Raw genomic sequence first — 17,571 nt, 5'->3', positions numbered from 1 at the left:
CCACGGCCGGTCACCGTCGCGGCCGGGACCGCCGGCAGCGCGACGGTCCCGGCGACAGCTCCTGGCGCGTCGCTCAGTGCGCGGCCGTCTCCCAGTCCTTGCCGACGCCCACCGACACGTCCAGCGGCGCACGGAGCTCGACCGCCGTGGACATCTCGCGGCGCAGGATCTCCTCGACCTGCTCCCGCTCGCCCTTCGCGATCTCCAGGACGATTTCGTCGTGGACCTGGAGCAGCATCCGTGATGTCAGCTCCGCCGCCGTCAGCGCACGGTCCACCTTGAGCATCGCGACCTTCACGATGTCGGCGGCCGTCCCCTGGATCGGGGCGTTGAGCGCCATCCGCTCGGCGGCCTCGCGCCGCTGGCGGTTGTCGCTGTTGAGGTCGGGGAGATAGCGGCGGCGGCCGAGGATCGTCTCGGTGTACCCGGTGGACCTGGCTTCCTCCACGACCCGGTGCAGATAGTCGCGCACCCCGCCGAACCGCAGGAAGTAGGTGTCCATCAGCCCACGCGCCTCGCCGGCTTCGATGTTCAGCTGCTGGGAGAGGCCGAACGCGGACAGCCCGTAGGCGAGGCCGTAGGACATGGCCTTGATCTTGCGGCGCATCTCGGCGTCGACCGCCGACTTCTCGACGCCGAACACCTGCGAGGCGACCGTCGTGTGCAGGTCCTCGCCGGAGGTGAACGCCTCGATCAGACCGGCGTCCTCGGAGAGGTGGGCCATCACGCGCAGCTCGATCTGGCTGTAGTCGGCCGTCATCAGCGTCTCGAAGCCCTCGCCGACGACGAAGCCCCGGCGGATCGCCCGCCCCTCGTCCGTGCGGACGGGGATGTTCTGGAGATTCGGGTCGGTCGAGGAGAGCCGGCCCGTCGCCGCGACCGTCTGGTTGAACGTGGTGTGGATACGGCCGTCCGCGCCGATCGTCTTGATCAGCCCCTCGACCGTGACCCGCAGCTTCGCCTGCTCGCGGTGGCGCAGCATGATGACCGGCAGCTCGTGCTCGGTCTGCGCCGCCAGCCACGCCAGCGCGTCGGCGTCGGTCGTGTATCCCGTCTTCGTCTTCTTCGTCTTGGGCAGGGCCAGCTCGCCGAAGAGGACCTCCTGGAGCTGCTTGGGCGAGCCGAGGTTGAACTCACGGCCCACCGCGGCGTGCGCCTCCTTCACCGCCTGCTGCACCGCGCCCGCGAACTGCTGCTCCATGCCCTCCAGATGGGCGCGGTCGGCGGCGATGCCGTGCCGCTCCAGGCGGGCCAGCATGATCGAGGTGGGCAGCTCCATGTCGTACAGAAGCCCGGTCGCCCCGACCTCCTTCAGACGCGCCGTGAACGCGTCCCCGAGGTCCAGCACCGCGCGGGCCTGCGCCATCAGCGCGTCGGCCTCCGCGCGGTCGTCGGCGCCGAAGGCCAGCTGCCCGTCGGACGCGGCGGCCGGGGCCAGCTCCCGGCCGAGGTACTCGACGGCCAGCGCGTCCAGCGCGAAGGAGCGGCGGCCAGGCTTGACGAGATAGGCGGCGAGCGCGGTGTCCATGGCGATGCCGTCGAGCCGCCAGCCCTGCTCGGGGAAGACCCGCAGGGCGTTCTTGGCGTTGTGCAGGACCTTGGGACGCGCGGGGTCCGCGAGCCAGGCGGCGAACGCCCGCTCGTCGGCCTCGTCGAGCTCGGCCGGGTCGAGCCAGGCCGCGGACCCGTCGGCGGCGGCGAGCGCGATCTCGGTGACCGAGCCGGTGCCCAGCGACCAGGTGTCGACGCTCATCACGCCGAGCGGCTGCCCGCCGTGCGCCTCCAGCCACGGGGCGACCTCGCCCTGTCCCAGCACCGCGCCGTCCAGCTCGACACCGGCCGCGGGCTCCGGCGGACCGGCCTCCTCCGCACCCGGGTCGACGGCGAGCAGCCGCTCGCGCAGGCTCGGGTTGCGGATCTCCAGGATGTCCAGCACACCGGTGACCGCCGAGCGGTCGTAGGCAGCGCGCTCCAGCTCGGCCGGTGCCTTCGGCAGCTCGACGTCACGGACCATCTCGGTCAGCACGCGGTTCATCTTCACCGCGTCCAGGTGGTCACGGAAGTTCTGACCGGCCTTGCCCTTCACCTCTTCGGCCCGCTCGACGAGCTCCGCGAACGAACCGAACTGGTTGATCCACTTCGCCGCCGTCTTCTCACCCACACCGGGGATACCCGGAAGGTTGTCCGAGGGGTCACCGCGCAGCGCCGCGAAGTCCGGATACTGGGCCGGGGTGAGGCCGTACTTCTCCTGGACCTTCTCCGGGGTGAAGCGCGTCAGCTCCGAAACGCCCTTGGTCGGGTAGAGCACCGTCACGTTGTCCGTGATCAGCTGGAACGAATCCCTGTCACCCGTGACGATCAGCACCTCGAAGCCCGCCGCCTCGGCCTGCGTGGCCAGCGTCGCGATGACGTCGTCCGCCTCGAAGCCGTCCACCGCGAACCGGTCGGCGTGCATCGCGTCCAGCAGCTCGCCGATCAGCTCCACCTGCCCCTTGAACTCGTCGGGGGTCTTGGAGCGGTTCGCCTTGTACTCCGGGAACTCCTGCGCCCGCCACGTCTTGCGGGACACGTCGAAGGCCACCGCGAAGTGCGTGGGCGCCTCGTCGCGCAGCGTGTTCGCCAGCATCGACATGAAGCCGTACACGGCGTTCGTCGGCTGCCCCGTCGCCGTCGTGAAATTCTCCGCGGGCAGGGCGAAGAACGCCCGGTACGCCAGGGAGTGCCCGTCCATGAGGAGCAGGCGCGGTCGGTTGTCTGCCGTCTTCTTCGATGCCGTCTCAGCCACGCCCCCGATCCTGCCACGGACCACTGACAATCCGGACCGCCCGCCCCACGGCCCCCTACCACGCCCCCGGCGCCGCCCCTGGGGCCTCCCCGCTTCCCGCGGAGCGCTCCGGCGCGCGTGCATGACAGGATCGAAAGACAGTGAAGGCGTAAGAACGCGACAGGACGCCACGGCACGCACGGACGCGACCCCGTACGCGCGAAGGCGCCGAAGGCTCGAAGGGGAGCACCATGGCCACCAAGCCCCCGACCGGTGACCCGGTCCAGGACGCGCCGCGGATCGACGCGGCCCAGCACGCCGCCGCCGGACTGCCCGCCGTCGCACACACCCTGCGCATCGCCCAGCAGCAGATGGGCGTGCGGCGCACCGCGCAGACCCTCCTCAAGGTCAACCAGAAGGACGGGTTCGACTGCCCCGGCTGCGCGTGGCCCGAGGGCGACAAGCGGCACACGGCGGAATTCTGCGAGAACGGCGCCAAGGCCGTCGCCGAGGAGGCGACCCTGCGCCGTGTCACCCCCGACTTCTTCGCCGCCCACCCCGTCGCCGACCTGGCCGGCCGCAGCGGCTACTGGCTCGGCCAGCAGGGACGCATCACGCAACCTGTGTATCTGCCCGAGGGCGCCGATCGGTACGAGGCCGTGACCTGGGAGCGCGCCTTCGGGATCATCGCCGAGGAGCTGACCGCCCTCGCCTCCCCCGACGAGGCGCTCTTCTACACCTCCGGGCGCACCAGCAACGAGGCCGCGTTCCTCCTCCAGCTCTTCGCGCGGGAGTTCGGCACCAACAACCTGCCCGACTGCTCCAACATGTGCCACGAGTCATCCGGCTCGGCGCTCACCGAGACCATCGGGATCGGCAAGGGCAGCGTCAGCCTCGAAGACCTCCACCAGGCCGACCTGATCATCGTCGCCGGGCAGAACCCCGGCACCAACCACCCCCGGATGCTCTCGGCCCTCGAACAGGCCAAGTCCGCCGGAGCGAAGATCATCTCGGTGAACCCGCTGCCCGAGGCCGGGCTCGAACGGTTCAAGAACCCGCAGACCGCCCGCGGCATGCTCAAGGGCGCGGCCCTCACCGATCTCTTCCTCCAGATCCGCATCGGCGGCGACCAGGCGCTCTTCCGCCTCCTGAACAAGATGATCATCGAGGCCGACGGGGCCGTGGACACCGGCTTCATCGCCGAACACACCCATGGCTACGAGGAGTTCGCCCGCGAGGCACGCGCGGCCGCCTGGGACGAGACCCTCACCGCGACCGGCCTCGACCGCGCCGCCATCGAAGAGGCGCTCGCCATGATCCTCGCGTCCGAGCGCACCATCGTCTGCTGGGCCATGGGCCTCACCCAGCACAAGCACTCCGTACCGACCATCCGCGAGGTCGTCAACCTCCTGCTGCTGCGCGGCAACATCGGCCGCCCCGGCGCGGGCGTCTGCCCCGTGCGCGGCCACTCCAACGTCCAGGGCGACCGCACCATGGGCATCTTCGAACGCCCCTCCGCCGCCTTCCTCGACGCCCTCGACCAGGAATTCGGCATCACCTCGCCCCGGCACCACGGCTACGACGTCGTACGGTCCATCGAGGCGCTGCGCGACGGCGACGCCAAGGTCTTCTTCGCCATGGGCGGCAACTTCGTCGGCGCCACCCCCGACACCGCCGTCACCGAGGCCGCGATGCGCCGCGCCCGCCTGACCGTCCACGTCTCCACCAAGCTCAACCGCTCGCACGCCGTCACCGGCACCCGCGCCCTGATCCTGCCCACCCTCGGACGCGCCGACAAGGACGTCCAGGCCGGACAGAAGCAGTTCGTCACCGTCGAGGACTCCATGGGCATGGTCCACTCCTCACGCGGCAACCTCACCCCCGCGAGCCCTCATCTGCTCTCCGAGCCCGCGATCGTCGCCCGCCTGGCCCGCGCCGTCCTCGGCCCCGCCTCCACCACACCCTGGGAGGAGTTCGAGAAGGACTACGGGACCATCCGCGACCGCATCTCCCGCGTCGTGCCCGGCTTCGAGGACTTCAACGCCCGCGTCGCGCGGCCCGGCGGCTTCACCCTCCCCCACGGCCCCCGCGACGAACGCCGCTTCCCCACCGCCACGGGCAAGGCCAACTTCACCGCCGCACCCGTCGAATACCCCGAGCTCCCCGAAGGCCGGCTGCTCCTGCAGACGCTGCGCTCCCACGACCAGTACAACACCACGATCTACGGCCTCGACGACCGTTACCGCGGCATCAGGGGCGGCCGCCGCATCGTCATGGTCAACCCCGAGGACGCCCTCGCCCTCGGCCTCGACGACGGCTCCTACACCGACCTCGTCAGCGAGTGGAAGGACGGTGTCGAACGCCGCGCCCCCGGCTTCCGCGTCGTCCACTACCCCACCGCCCGGGGGTGCGCGGCCGCGTACTACCCGGAGACCAACGTCCTCGTCCCGCTCGACGCCACCGCCGACACCAGCAACACCCCGGCCAGCAAGTCGGTCGTCGTCCGCTTCGAGACGGCCTGAGCTCCCGCGCGCTAAGCGCACGCTCAGCCGTCTGATAAGAACAGTGCACACAGCAACGGACGACCGCACACGATCGGAGCCGGACCCCATGGGCGAGCACACCGCACCCACGTTCCCCCAGGAGATCATCGACGAGTACGCAGCGCTCGGCGTCGACCTCCCGGCACTCTTCTCCGCCGGACACCTCGGCGAGCGCATGGGTGTCAGGATCATCGAGGCCTCCGCCGACCGCGTCGTGGGCACCATGCCCGTCGAGGGCAACACCCAGCCCTACGGACTGCTCCACGGCGGCGCCTCCGCCGTCCTCGCCGAGACCCTCGGCTCCGTCGGATCCATGCTCCACGGCGGCGCCACCAAGATCGCCGTCGGCGTCGACCTCAACTGCACCCACCACCGCGGCGTCCGCAGCGGCGTCGTCACGGGCACCGCCACCCCCGTCCACCGCGGCCGCTCCACCGCCACGTACGAGATCGTCGTCACCGACGAGGCGGACAAGCGGGTCTGCACCGCACGCCTCACCTGCCTGCTCCGCGACGCGCCCCGCCCCGACGCGGACTGACACCGCACGCCCAACCTCCCTCTGCCCGGCCGGAATCGCACCGCATTCCGGACCGGGCAGACCCATATCCGGAATATTTCAGGCGTGTTGACGAACACGCACGGTCAACACCCTTGACCGGCGCACCCGTTCCATGACCCACTTCAACAGCCAGACCATCCTCGCGCCGGATCAAACACATTCCACGGATGTAACACTCCGTAACATGTGTGCAATACACGAAAAAGGTGGCGCCCCTCGCCCCGGCACACCCCGCCGACCGCCACCGCGCCCCTTGCGCCCCGATTCGGGCGACAGCACCAAGATCACCCCAAGCCCCTTAGCAGAGCTGCGGGTTCTCACCATGCGGTCACTTCACCGTCCGGGCAAAAGCCGTACACCTCCACACTGCGACCAACAAGCCTTCCCCACGGCATAACAAGACAGTCACATCATCACCGGACCCGTCCCGGACCCCCTCACCTGCCCTTAGAGTCACGGCCAGTCACCGCGCCGCCGGGCGCGTCTGCTGCACGGCCATGAATCGACCAGTACGGCCCGGCGAACGTCACGGCACCTCAGCAGAGGAGGCCGCGCCAGGGAAAGGACCTTTCGTGCGTAACCGCTCCTTGATCATTCTCACCTCGGTGTTGACCACCGGAGCCCTCACCCTCACCGCCTGCGGTTCGCGCGACGATGACAAGGGCAGCAGCGACGGCGGGAACACCACCGTCGTGATCGGTGTCGACGCTCCCTTGACCGGCGACCTCTCCGCGCTCGGACTCGGCATCAAGAACTCCGCCGACCTTGCCGTGAAGACCGCCAACAAGGAAAAGACCGTCGACGGCGTCACCTTCAAGCTCGTGGCGAAGGACGACCAGGCCCAGCCCTCCGTCGGCCAGGCCAACGCCCAGTCGTTCATCAACGACAAGGAAGTTCTCGGCGTCGTCGGCCCCCTGAACTCCAGCGTCTCGCAGTCGATGCAGAAGCCCTTCAACGACGCCAAGCTGGTCCAGGTCTCCCCGGCCAACACCGGTACCGAGCTGACCCAGGGCGACGACTGGAAGAGCGGCACGAAGGCCCGTCCGTTCGCGACGTACTTCCGCACCGCCACCACCGACGCCATCCAGGGCGCCTTCGCCGCGACCTACCTCTTCGAAACGGCGAAGGTCAAGGACATCTACCTGATCGACGACCAGAAGACCTACGGCGCCGGCCTCGCCGCCTCCTTCAAGGAGACCTTCACCAAGCTCGGCGGCAAGATCGTGGGCACCGACCACGTGAACCCCGAGGAGCGCGACTTCAACGCGGTCGCCACCAAGGTCAAGAAGTCGGGCGCCAAGGCCGTCTACTACGGCGGCGAGTACCCCGCCGCCGGTCCGCTGAGCCAGCAGATCAAGGACGCCGGCGCCAACATCCCGCTCATGGGCGGCGACGGCATCTACAGCGCCGACTTCATCAAGCTGAACAAGAAGGCCGAGGGCGACCTCGCCACCTCCGTCGGCGCGCCGACCGAGAAGCTCGACACCGCCAAGAAGTTCATCGCCGACTACAAGACCGCCGGCTACAAGGAGGCGTTCGAGGCGTACGGCGGCGGCACCTACGACGCCACCTGGTCCATCATCCAGGCCGTGAAGATCGCCCACGAGAAGAACGACAACAAGGTCCCCAGCCGTGAGCAGGTCCTCGAGGCCATGGCCGAGGTCAAGTTCACCGGCGTGACCGGAGACGTCTCCTTCGACGAGTACGGCGACACCACCAACACGATGATGACCGCCTACCAGGTCGAGAGCGGCGCCTGGAAGGACAAGAAGTCCGAGGCCGTCAAGCCGTAACCCGGTCGTCCTCCCGGCACCACAGCATTACCCCTGACCGCGCGGGAGCGCTACCAGCGCTCCCGCGCGGCGCCATATCCGAACCACTCCACGGAGGCCTTGCGGTGAACGAACTGCCGCAGCAGCTTGCCAACGGACTCATCCTCGGCGCGATGTACGGTCTCATCGCGATCGGCTACACGATGGTCTACGGCATCGTCCAGCTCATCAACTTCGCCCACGGCGAGATATTCATGATCGGAGGCTTCGGGGCGTTCACGATCACGCTGTGGATGCCCTCCAGCACCCCCCTGCTGGCCCTGATCCCCTTGATGCTGGTGTTCGGCATCTTCTGCTCGGTCACCGTAGGTGTCGCGGCGGAACGGTTCGCCTACCGCCCCCTGCGCGGCGCGCCTCGCCTGGCACCCCTGATCACCGCGATCGGCCTCTCCCTCTTCCTGCAGCAACTCGTCTGGTGGAAGTACCCGGACGCCAAGAAGGACATCACCTTCCCGCAGTTCTCCGGCGACGCCATCTCCTTCCTCGGCGCCAACATCAACCGGAACGACCTGTTCATCCTGATCGCCGCACCCCTGTGCATGATCGCCCTCGGCTGGTTCGTCAACAAGACGCGCTCCGGCCGCGGTATGCAGGCCACAGCCCAGGACCCCGACACCGCCAAGCTCATGGGCATCAACACCGACCGCATCATCGTCATGGCCTTCGCCATCGGTGCCACGTTCGCTGCCGTGGCGGCCATCGGATACGCCCTGCACTTCGGCCAGATCGGCTTCAAGATGGGCTTCCTGATGGGCCTCAAGGCCTTCACCGCAGCCGTACTCGGCGGCATCGGCAACATCTACGGAGCCATGCTCGGCGGCATCGTCCTCGGCCTCGCCGAGGCACTCTCCACCGGCTACATCGGCCAGATCCCGGGCCTCGAACAATTCGGCGCGCAGACCTGGGCCAACGTGTGGGCCTTCGCCCTGCTGATCCTCTTCCTGCTGTTCAGGCCACAGGGCATGCTCGGCGAACGCGTCGCGGACAGGGCGTGATCCCCATGACGACCACCGCCAAGAACCCCAGCCCCCCCGTCCTCCCGCTCCCCGCCGGCGCCGCCCGCATCGGCGTCCTGGCCGGAGCCGTCCTGGTCATCACCGGCACGATGATGCCCTGGACCTGGACCAGCGCCTACCCCGGCGACCTCACGGTGTACGGGTACCCCGCCGAACTCCAGGTCGTCACCCTCGTAGGAGCCCTGCTCACCGCCCTGTTCACCCTCTCCGGCTACGGCCTCAGAGGCCTGAAATGGCTCACACCGGCCTCCAAGAACGCGCCCGTACGGCTGATCGCGCTCGGCACCCTCGGCACCGTCGGCTACGCCATGGGCTCCATCGCCGCCGAACTCGGCGGAGTCGTCAACCTCGAACCCGGCGCCTGGATCTCCGGCGTCGGAGCCCTCATCGGCGTCGTCGCCGCCCTGGGCCTGCCCACCGAGGTCGCCGACGAACACCCCGACCCCACACTCTGGCAGCGCCTGCGCACCGCGACCAAGGCCCCCGAGGCCAAGCGCAGCGCCAAGGAACTCCCGGCCTGGGTCGAGATCATCGTCATCGCCGTCTCCTTCGCGATCGGCCTGTACGTCTTCGCGTACGGCATCGCCGCCGAGGCCGAACTCTTCATCGGCACCCTCATCGCCACCTGCTTCGGCGCCGCGGCCATCTCCAAGTCAGGGCTCCTCGCCCGGCTCAACCACCTCACGGCCAAGCACCGCAACGTCACGATGGCCTCGGCCATCGTCGCCGCCGCCTGCTTCCCCTTCACCCAGAGCGACGACACCTACGCCCTCATCGGGGCCAACATCCTCATCTTCACCACCGTCGCCCTCGGCCTGAACATCGTCGTCGGCCTCGCGGGCCTGCTCGACCTCGGCTACGTCGCCTTCCTCGGCGTCGGCGCCTACGCCGCGGCCCTCGTCTCCGGCGCCCCCACCTCCAGCATCGGCGTCCAGTTCCCGTTCTGGGCCGCCGTCCTCACCGGAGCCGGCGCCTCACTGATCTTCGGCGTCCTCATCGGCGCCCCGACCCTGCGGCTGCGCGGCGACTACCTCGCCATCGTGACCCTCGGATTCGGCGAGATCTTCCGCATCACCATGCTCAACCTGAACGGCAACACCGGACCCGACGTCACCAACGGCTCGAACGGCATCCCGAACATCCCTGACCTCGAGTTCTTCGGGTTCAACTTCGGCGAGTCGCACGACCTCGGCGGATTCACCCTCGGCCGGCCCAGCAACTACTTCTTCCTCATGCTGCTGGTCCTCGTCTTCGTCGTCCTCGTCTTCCAGCGCTCCGGCGACTCCCGCATCGGCCGCGCCTGGGTCGCCATCCGCGAGGACGAGACCGCCGCCACCGCCATGGGCATCAACGGCTTCCGCGTCAAGCTGATCGCCTTCGCCCTGGGCGCCACCCTCGCCGGCGTCGCCGGCACCGTCCAGGCGCACCTGCAGTCCACGGTCACCCCCGAGCAGTACCAGTTCGCCAACACCGTGCCGCCCAACTCCGCCTTCCTGCTCGCCGCCGTCATCCTCGGCGGCATGGGCACCATCAGCGGACCCCTCATCGGCGCCGCCCTGCTCTACCTCATCCCCAAGAAGCTCGAGTTCCTCGAAGAACTCCAGCTGCTCCTCTTCGGTCTCGCGCTCGTCCTGCTCATGCGCTTCCGCCCCGAGGGCCTCGTCGCGAACAAGCGGGCCAAGCTCGAGTTCCACGAGACCGACCAACTGGACGTACCCGAGCAACGGCTCCCCGAGAACACCGTCGGCGCCACGAAGGCGGGGGCGTAACCACCATGACCACCACCACATCCACCACGGTCCTCGACGCCAGCGACGTCACCATGCGCTTCGGCGGCCTCACCGCCGTGCGCTCCGTGTCCCTCACGGTCAACAGCGGCGAGATCGTCGGCCTCATCGGCCCCAACGGCGCCGGCAAGACCACCTTCTTCAACTGCCTCACCGGCCTCTACGTCCCCACCGAGGGCAAGGTCAGCTACAAAGGCAGCGTCCTGCCGCCCAAGCCCCACCTCGTCACCCAGGCAGGCATCGCCCGTACCTTCCAGAACATCCGGCTCTTCGCCAACATGACCGTCCTGGAGAACGTCCTCGTCGGACGCCACACCAGGACCAAGGAAGGCCTCTGGTCCGCCCTCGTGCGCGGCCCCGGCTTCAAGAAGGCCGAAGCCGCCTCGCACGCCCGCGCCATGGAACTCCTGGAGTTCATCGGCCTGGCCCACAAGGCCGACCACCTCGCGCGCAACCTCCCCTACGGCGAGCAGCGCAAGCTGGAAATCGCCCGCGCCCTCGCCAGCGAACCCGGCCTCCTGCTCCTCGACGAGCCCACCGCCGGCATGAACCCGCAGGAAACCCGCGTCACCGAAGAGCTCATCTTCGCCATCCGCGACCAGGGCACCGCCGTACTCGTCATCGAGCACGACATGCGGTTCATCTTCAACCTCTGCGACCGCGTCGCCTGCCTCGTCCAGGGCGAGAAACTCGTCGAGGGCACCCCCTCCGTCGTCCAGGGCGACGAACGCGTCATCGCCGCCTACCTCGGCACCCCCTTCGAAGGCGCCCCCGGCGCCGAGGAGGCCGCCGAGGTCGAGGCAGCCGAAGCATCCGCAGCAAGCACCGCCAAGGCTGAGGCCCCCGCGAGCGCGGACAAGGCCGGAACCCCGGCCACCACGGCGGAGACCCCCGCCACCGACGACACCGACACCACCCGCACCGAGGAGGAGGACACCCGATGACCGCACTGCTCGAGGTCGAGGACCTCCGCGTCGCCTACGGCAAGATCGAAGCCGTCAAGGGCATCTCCTTCACCGTCGAGGCCGGCCAGGTCGTCACCCTCATCGGCACCAACGGTGCGGGCAAGACCACCACCCTGCGCACCCTCTCCGGACTCCTCAAGCCCTCCGGCGGCCGCATCCTCTTCGAGGGCAAGCCACTGACCGGCATCCCGGCACACAAGATCGTCTCCCTGGGCATGGCCCACTCCCCCGAGGGACGCCACGTCTTCCCCCGGCTGACGATCGCCGAGAACCTCCTCCTCGGCGCCTACCTCCGCAACGACAAGGCAGGCATCGAAAAGGACGTCCAGCGCGCCTACGACCTCTTCCCCATCCTCGGGGAACGCCGGAAGCAGGCCGCCGGAACCCTCTCCGGAGGCGAACAGCAGATGCTCGCCATGGGACGCGCACTCATGTCCCAGCCCAAGCTGCTCATGCTCGACGAGCCCTCCATGGGCCTTTCGCCGATCATGATGCAGAAGATCATGGAGACCATCGTCGAACTCAAGGCCTCGGGCACCACGATCCTGCTCGTCGAGCAGAACGCCCAGGCAGCCCTCTCCCTCGCGGACCAGGGCCACGTCATGGAGGTCGGCAAGGTCGTCCTCTCCGGCACCGGCGCCGACCTGCTCCACGACGAGTCGGTCCGCAAGGCCTACCTCGGCGAGGACTGAGCAGCACCCACGCCCCACGAGAAGGGCCCGCCCCCGGAGGTGTCCGGGGACGGGCCCTTCTCTCGTCTGCGTACGCCCCTACTCGGCGGCCTTCTTCTTCTCCTCGGCGTCCTCGATCAGCGCCTCGGCCAGCTGCTGCATGGACATCCGGCGATCCATCGACGTCTTCTGGATCCAGCGGAACGCGGCCGGCTCGGAGAGCCCGTAATCCGTCTGGAGGATGCTCTTCGCCCGGTCCACCAGCTTCCGGGTCTCCAGCCGCTGCGACAGGTCCGCGATCTCGCTCTCCAGCGCCTTCAGCTCCGCGAACCGGGACACGGCCATCTCGATGGCCGGAACCACGTCGCTCTTGCTGAACGGCTTCACCAGATACGCCATCGCACCGGCGTCCCGGGCCCGCTCCACCAGATCGCGCTGCGAGAACGCCGTCAGCATCAGGACCGGGGCGATGGACTCCTCGGTGATCTTCTCGGCGGCGGAGATCCCGTCGAGGACCGGCATCTTCACATCGAGGATGACGAGGTCGGGGCGGTGCTCCCGCGCCAGCTCGACGGCCTGCTGCCCGTCCCCGGCCTCGCCGACGACGGAGTAGCCCTCTTCCTCCAGCATCTCCTTGAGGTCGAGGCGGATGAGCGCCTCGTCCTCGGCGATGACGACGCGGGTCGTCAGCGGCGGGACGTGCGACTTGTCGTCGTCGACGGCGTCTACGGGCTGGGGCGACTCGGGGGTGGTCACGGGGGCTCCTTGTTCCAGGACAGGACTGCTGCCCCCCGAGCCTACCTAGCTGCGACAAGCGGCAGTGACCCGGTAGACTCAGCGCGGGTTGGCCAGCCGGGTTGGCGGAATGGCAGACGCTGATGTCTCAAACACATCTGTTCGAAAGAACGTGCGGGTTCGAATCCCGCACCCGGCACATGTCCAAGAAGCGGATGTCCACGTTCCCGTGAACATCCGCTTTTTGCTACGCACCGAAGCGCATCAGCACTCAGAGTGCGAGTGTGATCTTTCACGGGACAGATGTCCGCCTAAAAGCACTCGGCCTTCTCAGGTCCGGGACGAGCGGCGCCGAGGTTTCGCGCCAGCTGAACGTTCCTCGCGGCACCGTGTCGTACTGGCTCCACATGGACCGCTCCAAGCGGGGGGAGTGTCCGGGTGCGCACAACGCTACGTGTCATCGGTGCGATGGCGTCGATCTCGACGAGGCCGCATATGCCTATCTTCTGGGGCTTTACCTGGGCGATGGTCACGTGAGCCAGTACTCACAGCATCGAGTGCCGAATCTCATGATCACGCTTGATGACACCTGGCCCGGCATTCAGAATGAGGCCGAGGCAGCGATCCACCGGGTCTTCCCGGGCAACGCCACGTGCCGAGTTCGAAAACCCGGCTGCCACAACATCAAGGTGTACTCGAAGCACCTACTCTGCCTGTTCCCTCAGCACGGTCCGGGGAAGAAGCACGAGCGCGCGATCATGCTGGAGGCGTGGCAACAAAGGACCGTTGACGCAAGCCCCTGGGAGTTCGTCCGAGGCCTCATCCACTCCGACGGCTGCCGAGTCCTCAACTGGACCACTCGACTCGTCGGAGGGGAGCGTAAGCGCTACGAGTACCCCCGCTACTGGTTCACCAACGTCTCCGACGACATCCGCCAGCTCTACACCGACACTCTCGACAAGCTCGGCGTCGAGTGGACGCACTGCACCCGCGCAGGCAAGGAGTACAACATCTCCGTAGCCCGACGGGCGTCCGTAGCCCTCATGGACGCTCACGTCGGGCCGAAGTACTGACGACCGTTGCCTACTTCGGGCTGTCGTCCTCGCCGATGTGGTGCACTCGTACCAGGTTCGTCGAACCCGCGACCCCGGGCGGCGAGCCCGCCGTGATGACCACGATGTCGCCCTTCTGGCAGCGCCCGATCCGCAGCAGCTCCTCGTCCACCTGCGCCACCATCGCGTCCGTCGAGTCCACGTGCGGCCCGAGGAACGTCTCGACGCCCCACGTCAGGTTCAGCTGCGCGCGGGTCTCCTTGTCCGGGGTGAAGGCCAGGAGCGGGATCGGGGAGCGGTAGCGGGAGAGGCGCTTGACCGTGTCGCCGCTCTGGGTGAAGGCGACCAGGAACTTGGCTCCGAGGAAGTCGCCCATCTCGGCCGCCGCGCGGGCGACCGCGCCGCCCTGGGTGCGGGGCTTGTTGCGGTCGGTGAGGGGCGGAAGGCCCTTGGCGAGGATGTCCTCCTCGGCCGCTTCGACGATGCGCGCCATGGTGCGGACGGTCTCGACGGGGTACTTGCCGACGCTGGTCTCGCCGGAGAGCATCACCGCGTCGGTGCCGTCGATGACGGCGTTGGCGACGTCGGAGGCCTCGGCGCGGGTGGGCCGGGAGTTGTCGATCATCGAGTCGAGCATCTGGGTGGCGACGATGACCGGCTTGGCGTTGCGCTTGGCCAGTTTGATCGCGCGCTTCTGGACGATCGGGACCTGTTCCAGGGGCATTTCGACGCCGAGGTCGCCGCGGGCGACCATGATGCCGTCGAAGGCGGCGACGATGTCGTCGATGTTGTCGACGGCTTGGGGCTTCTCCACCTTGGCGATGACGGGGAGGTGGCGGCTCTCCTCCTTCATGACGCGGTGGACGTCGTCGATGTCGCGTCCGGTGCGCACGAAGGAGAGGGCGATGATGTCGGCGCCGGTGCGCAGGGCCCAGCGGAGGTCTTGGATGTCCTTCTCGGAGAGGGCGGGGACGGAGACGGCGACGCCGGGGAGGTTGAGTCCCTTGTGGTCGGAGACCATGCCGCCCTCGATGACGGTGGTGTGGACGCGGGGTCCGTCGACCGCGGTGACTTCGAGGGTGACGCGGCCGTCGTCGATGAGGATGCGTTCGCCGGCGGTGACGTCGGCGGCGAGGCCGTCGTAGGTGGTGCCGCAGGTGTGGCGGTCGCCCTCCATGGGCTCGACGGTGATGGTGAAGTCGTCGCCGCGTTCAAGGAGTACGGGGCCTTCGGCGAAGCGGCCGAGGCGGATCTTCGGGCCTTGAAGGTCGGCGAGGATTCCTACGCTGCGGCCGGTTTCTTCGGATGCTTTGCGTACATGGTGGTAGCGCTCTTCGTGTTCGGCGTAGGTGCCGTGGCTGAGGTTGAGGCGGGCAATGTCCATTCCCGCTTCGACCAGTGCCTTGATCTGGTCGTATGTGTCGGTTGCGGGTCCCAGGGTACAAACGATTTTCGCTCGGCGCATGGTTCGAGCCTAGACCTTACCTGTGGGTAAGTATTTGTCTCCGCATGACTGCTCAACGGCCCTTGGGTTAAGGGTTATTGCTAACTGTTGAATTGTGCGGCGGGGCGCTCCGATGAGCATGCCGAGGGGGTGGCGAGGGTGGCACGGTGGCGCCTCGGCGGGGTGCGCGGTGGCTGCCGGTCACCAGATCGAAACCTGTACGGGGTGTTGCGGGCGGGGGTGGCTGGGTCAGAATCTACGCGCGTTGTTCGCAGACACGAGGAGTCAAGGATGCCGTTGAACCGTAGGTCGTTTCTGGGAAGTTCGGCTGTCGCCGGTGCGGGTGTGGCGCTGGCCGGAGGGGTCGGTGCCGGGCCGGCGGCGGCTTCGGAGTCCCGGGGGCACGGCCACGGCCGGCCGGTGAAGCGGTACTCGTTCACCGTGATGGGGACGACGGACCTGCACGGGAACGTCTTCAACTGGGACTACTTCACGGACAAGGAGTTCGACGACAAGGCGCACAACGATGTCGGCCTGGCGAAGATCTCGACGCTGGTGGAGCAGATCCGGGAGGACCGGGGGCGCCGGAACACGCTGCTGATCGATGCGGGTGACACGATCCAGGGCACCCAGTTGTCGTACTACTACGCGAAGATCGATCCGATCACGGCGAAGCGCGGGCCGGTGCATCCGATGGCCCAGGCGATGAACAAGATCGGCTATGACGCCGCGGCGCTCGGGAATCACGAGTTCAATTACGGGATTCCGGTGCTGCGGAAGTTCGAGGAGCAGTGTGATTTCCCGCTGCTGGGTGCGAATGCGCTGGACGCGAAGACGTTGCGGCCGGCCTTCGCTCCGTATGTGATCAAGCGGTTGCGTACGCCGCACGGTCGTGATGTGCGGGTGGCGGTGCTGGGGCTGACGAATCCTGGTATCGCGATCTGGGACAAGGCGAATGTGGGCGGGAAGATGGTGTTCCCGGGTCTTGAGGAGCAGGCGGCGAAGTGGGTGCCGAAGCTTCGTTCGATGGGTGCGGATGTGGTGATCGTCTCGGCGCACTCGGGTTCGTCGGGTACGTCGTCGTACGGGGATCAGTTGCCGTACGTGGAGAACGCGGCGGGTCTGGTGGCGGAGCAGGTGCCGGGGATCGACGCGATTCTGGTGGGTCACGCGCACTCGGAGATTGCCGAGTACTTCGTGACGAACAAGGAGACGGGGAAGCCGGTCGTTCTCTCGGAGCCGTTGAAGTGGGGGCAGCGGTTGACGCTGTTCGACTTCGATCTGGTGTGGGAGAAGGGCCGTTGGGTGGTCGAGAAGGTCGGCGCCTCGGTGCTGAACTCGAACACGGTGGAGGAGGACCCGCGGATCACGTCGCTGCTCGGTGATGAGCACACGAAGGTCGTGGCGTATGTGAACCAGGTGATCGGTACGTCGGTGGCGGCGATGTCGACGGCGGACGCGCCGTGGAAGGACGAGCCGGTCATCGATCTGATCAATCAGGTGCAGGCGGAGACGGTGAAGGCGGCGCTGGCGGGCGGGGAGTACGCGGCCCTGCCGGTGCTGTCGCAGGCGGCGTGCTTCTCGCGTACGGCGGCGATCCCTGCGGGTGAGGTGACGATCAAGGACGCCGCTGGGCTGTATCCGTTCGAGAACACGCTTGAGGCGCGGCTGCTGACGGGCGCTCAGCTGAAGGACTATCTGGAGTACTCGGCGAAGTATTACGTGCAGACGGCTGCGGGGGCGCCGGTGGACACGTCGAAGCTGACGAATGCGGAGAACATTCCGGATTACAACTACGACGTGGTGTCGGGGGTGTCGTACGACATCGATATCGCGAAGCCGGTGGGTTCGCGGATCGTGGGGCTGTCGTTCGAGGGGGCGCCGGTGGATCCTGCGGCGCAGTTCGTGTTCGCGGTGAACAACTACCGGGCGAGTGGTGGGGGCAACTTCCCGCATGTGCCGGGTGCGAAGCAGTTGTGGGCGAATTCGGATGAGATCCGGAACACGATCATCGGGTGGGTGCAGGCGAAGGGGTCGGTGGATCCGGCGGAGTTCGCGTCGGTGGACTGGCGTCTGACGCGTGACGGGGTGCCGGTGTTCTGACCGGTACGCGGTCCGCTGTAATGCGGGCCGGTGTGGAGCGGCCCCTGTGATGCGGGCCGGTGTGGAGCGGCCGTTCTCCTTCGGGAGGGCGGCCGCTTCT

Annotated in this window: 12 protein-coding genes and 1 tRNA gene; 10 read left to right on the top strand and 3 right to left on the bottom strand. The window is 67.9% G+C overall.

What is annotated here, in order from left to right:
* Positions 1-73: 73 nt before the first annotated feature.
* On the bottom strand, positions 74-2,785 hold the full coding sequence (gene polA / locus ACWCQM_RS19580) for a DNA polymerase I (RefSeq protein ID WP_450916433.1): 2,712 nt from the start codon (positions 2,783-2,785) through the stop codon (positions 74-76).
* A 230-nt stretch (positions 2,786-3,015) separates the two neighbouring features.
* Here polA and ACWCQM_RS19575 point away from each other — a divergent pair, with 230 nt between their 5' ends.
* The 7 genes from ACWCQM_RS19575 to ACWCQM_RS19545 all read left to right on the top strand — a co-directional run bounded on the left by ACWCQM_RS19575 (position 3,016) and on the right by ACWCQM_RS19545 (position 12,158).
* Positions 3,016-5,286, top strand: coding sequence for an FdhF/YdeP family oxidoreductase (locus ACWCQM_RS19575; RefSeq protein WP_450916432.1), 2,271 nt, complete (start codon positions 3,016-3,018; stop codon positions 5,284-5,286).
* Between the two features lie 88 nt (positions 5,287-5,374).
* Positions 5,375-5,845 (top strand): PaaI family thioesterase, encoded by a 471-nt coding sequence (locus ACWCQM_RS19570; protein ID WP_450916431.1) that lies wholly within the window; start codon positions 5,375-5,377, stop codon positions 5,843-5,845.
* A gap of 608 nt (positions 5,846-6,453) precedes the next feature.
* Complete coding sequence (locus ACWCQM_RS19565) at positions 6,454-7,659, top strand: branched-chain amino acid ABC transporter substrate-binding protein (RefSeq protein WP_450916481.1); 1,206 nt, start codon at positions 6,454-6,456, stop codon at positions 7,657-7,659.
* 104 nt (positions 7,660-7,763) lie between these two features.
* On the top strand, positions 7,764-8,693 hold the full coding sequence (locus tag ACWCQM_RS19560) for a branched-chain amino acid ABC transporter permease (protein ID WP_450916430.1): 930 nt from the start codon (positions 7,764-7,766) through the stop codon (positions 8,691-8,693).
* A 5-nt stretch (positions 8,694-8,698) separates the two neighbouring features.
* Entirely contained in the window at positions 8,699-10,483 is a 1,785-nt protein-coding gene (locus tag ACWCQM_RS19555; protein WP_450916429.1) for a branched-chain amino acid ABC transporter permease, read from the top strand.
* A gap of 5 nt (positions 10,484-10,488) precedes the next feature.
* Positions 10,489-11,445 carry an ABC transporter ATP-binding protein gene (locus ACWCQM_RS19550; RefSeq protein ID WP_450916428.1) on the top strand — a complete coding sequence of 319 codons (957 nt, stop codon included), beginning with the start codon at positions 10,489-10,491 and terminating at the stop codon, positions 11,443-11,445.
* Positions 11,442-12,158: an ABC transporter ATP-binding protein gene (locus ACWCQM_RS19545; RefSeq protein WP_450916427.1), complete on the top strand. Its 717-nt coding sequence runs from the start codon at positions 11,442-11,444 to the stop codon at positions 12,156-12,158. The genes ACWCQM_RS19550 and ACWCQM_RS19545 overlap by 4 nt, the downstream gene beginning before the upstream one ends.
* Before the next feature lie 78 nt (positions 12,159-12,236).
* Here ACWCQM_RS19545 and ACWCQM_RS19540 read toward each other — a convergent pair whose 3' ends face one another.
* Positions 12,237-12,893, bottom strand: a complete 657-nt coding sequence (locus tag ACWCQM_RS19540) for an ANTAR domain-containing response regulator (protein WP_104789892.1) — start codon at positions 12,891-12,893, stop codon at positions 12,237-12,239.
* 95 nt (positions 12,894-12,988) lie between these two features.
* Between ACWCQM_RS19540 and ACWCQM_RS19535 the strand changes: the two genes are divergently transcribed.
* Both ACWCQM_RS19535 and ACWCQM_RS19530 read left to right on the top strand, forming a co-directional pair.
* A tRNA-Leu gene (locus tag ACWCQM_RS19535) sits at positions 12,989-13,071 on the top strand.
* Between the two features lie 85 nt (positions 13,072-13,156).
* A complete protein-coding gene (locus ACWCQM_RS19530) occupies positions 13,157-13,945 on the top strand; it encodes a helix-turn-helix domain-containing protein (RefSeq protein WP_450916426.1) in 789 nt (262 codons plus the stop codon).
* Between the two features lie 10 nt (positions 13,946-13,955).
* Here ACWCQM_RS19530 and pyk read toward each other — a convergent pair whose 3' ends face one another.
* Positions 13,956-15,389: a pyruvate kinase gene (gene pyk, locus ACWCQM_RS19525; protein ID WP_450916425.1), complete on the bottom strand. Its 1,434-nt coding sequence runs from the start codon at positions 15,387-15,389 to the stop codon at positions 13,956-13,958.
* Positions 15,390-15,659: 270 nt separating this feature from the next.
* Between pyk and ACWCQM_RS19520 the strand changes: the two genes are divergently transcribed.
* Entirely contained in the window at positions 15,660-17,471 is a 1,812-nt protein-coding gene (locus tag ACWCQM_RS19520) for a bifunctional metallophosphatase/5'-nucleotidase (protein WP_450916424.1), read from the top strand.
* Positions 17,472-17,571 lie beyond the last annotated feature (100 nt).

This window comes from Streptomyces sp. NPDC002125 (genome assembly GCF_053593715.1).
Note: the sequence above shows the minus strand (reverse complement) of the source record. Positions and strands in the feature narration are given on the sequence as shown.

Bases quoted from the DNA above. Each gene is read 5' to 3' on its own strand.
- ACWCQM_RS19545 (WP_450916427.1), top strand. From the start codon at position 11,442: ATGACCGCACTGCTCGAGGTCGAGGACCTCCGCGTCGCCTACGGCAAG.
- ACWCQM_RS19575 (WP_450916432.1), top strand. From the start codon at position 3,016: ATGGCCACCAAGCCCCCGACCGGTGACCCGGTCCAGGACGCGCCGCGG.
- pyk (WP_450916425.1), bottom strand. From the start codon at position 15,389: ATGCGCCGAGCGAAAATCGTTTGTACCCTGGGACCCGCAACCGACACA.
- ACWCQM_RS19555 (WP_450916429.1), top strand. From the start codon at position 8,699: ATGACGACCACCGCCAAGAACCCCAGCCCCCCCGTCCTCCCGCTCCCC.
- ACWCQM_RS19520 (WP_450916424.1), top strand. From the start codon at position 15,660: ATGCCGTTGAACCGTAGGTCGTTTCTGGGAAGTTCGGCTGTCGCCGGT.
- ACWCQM_RS19570 (WP_450916431.1), top strand. From the start codon at position 5,375: ATGGGCGAGCACACCGCACCCACGTTCCCCCAGGAGATCATCGACGAG.
- ACWCQM_RS19550 (WP_450916428.1), top strand. From the start codon at position 10,489: ATGACCACCACCACATCCACCACGGTCCTCGACGCCAGCGACGTCACC.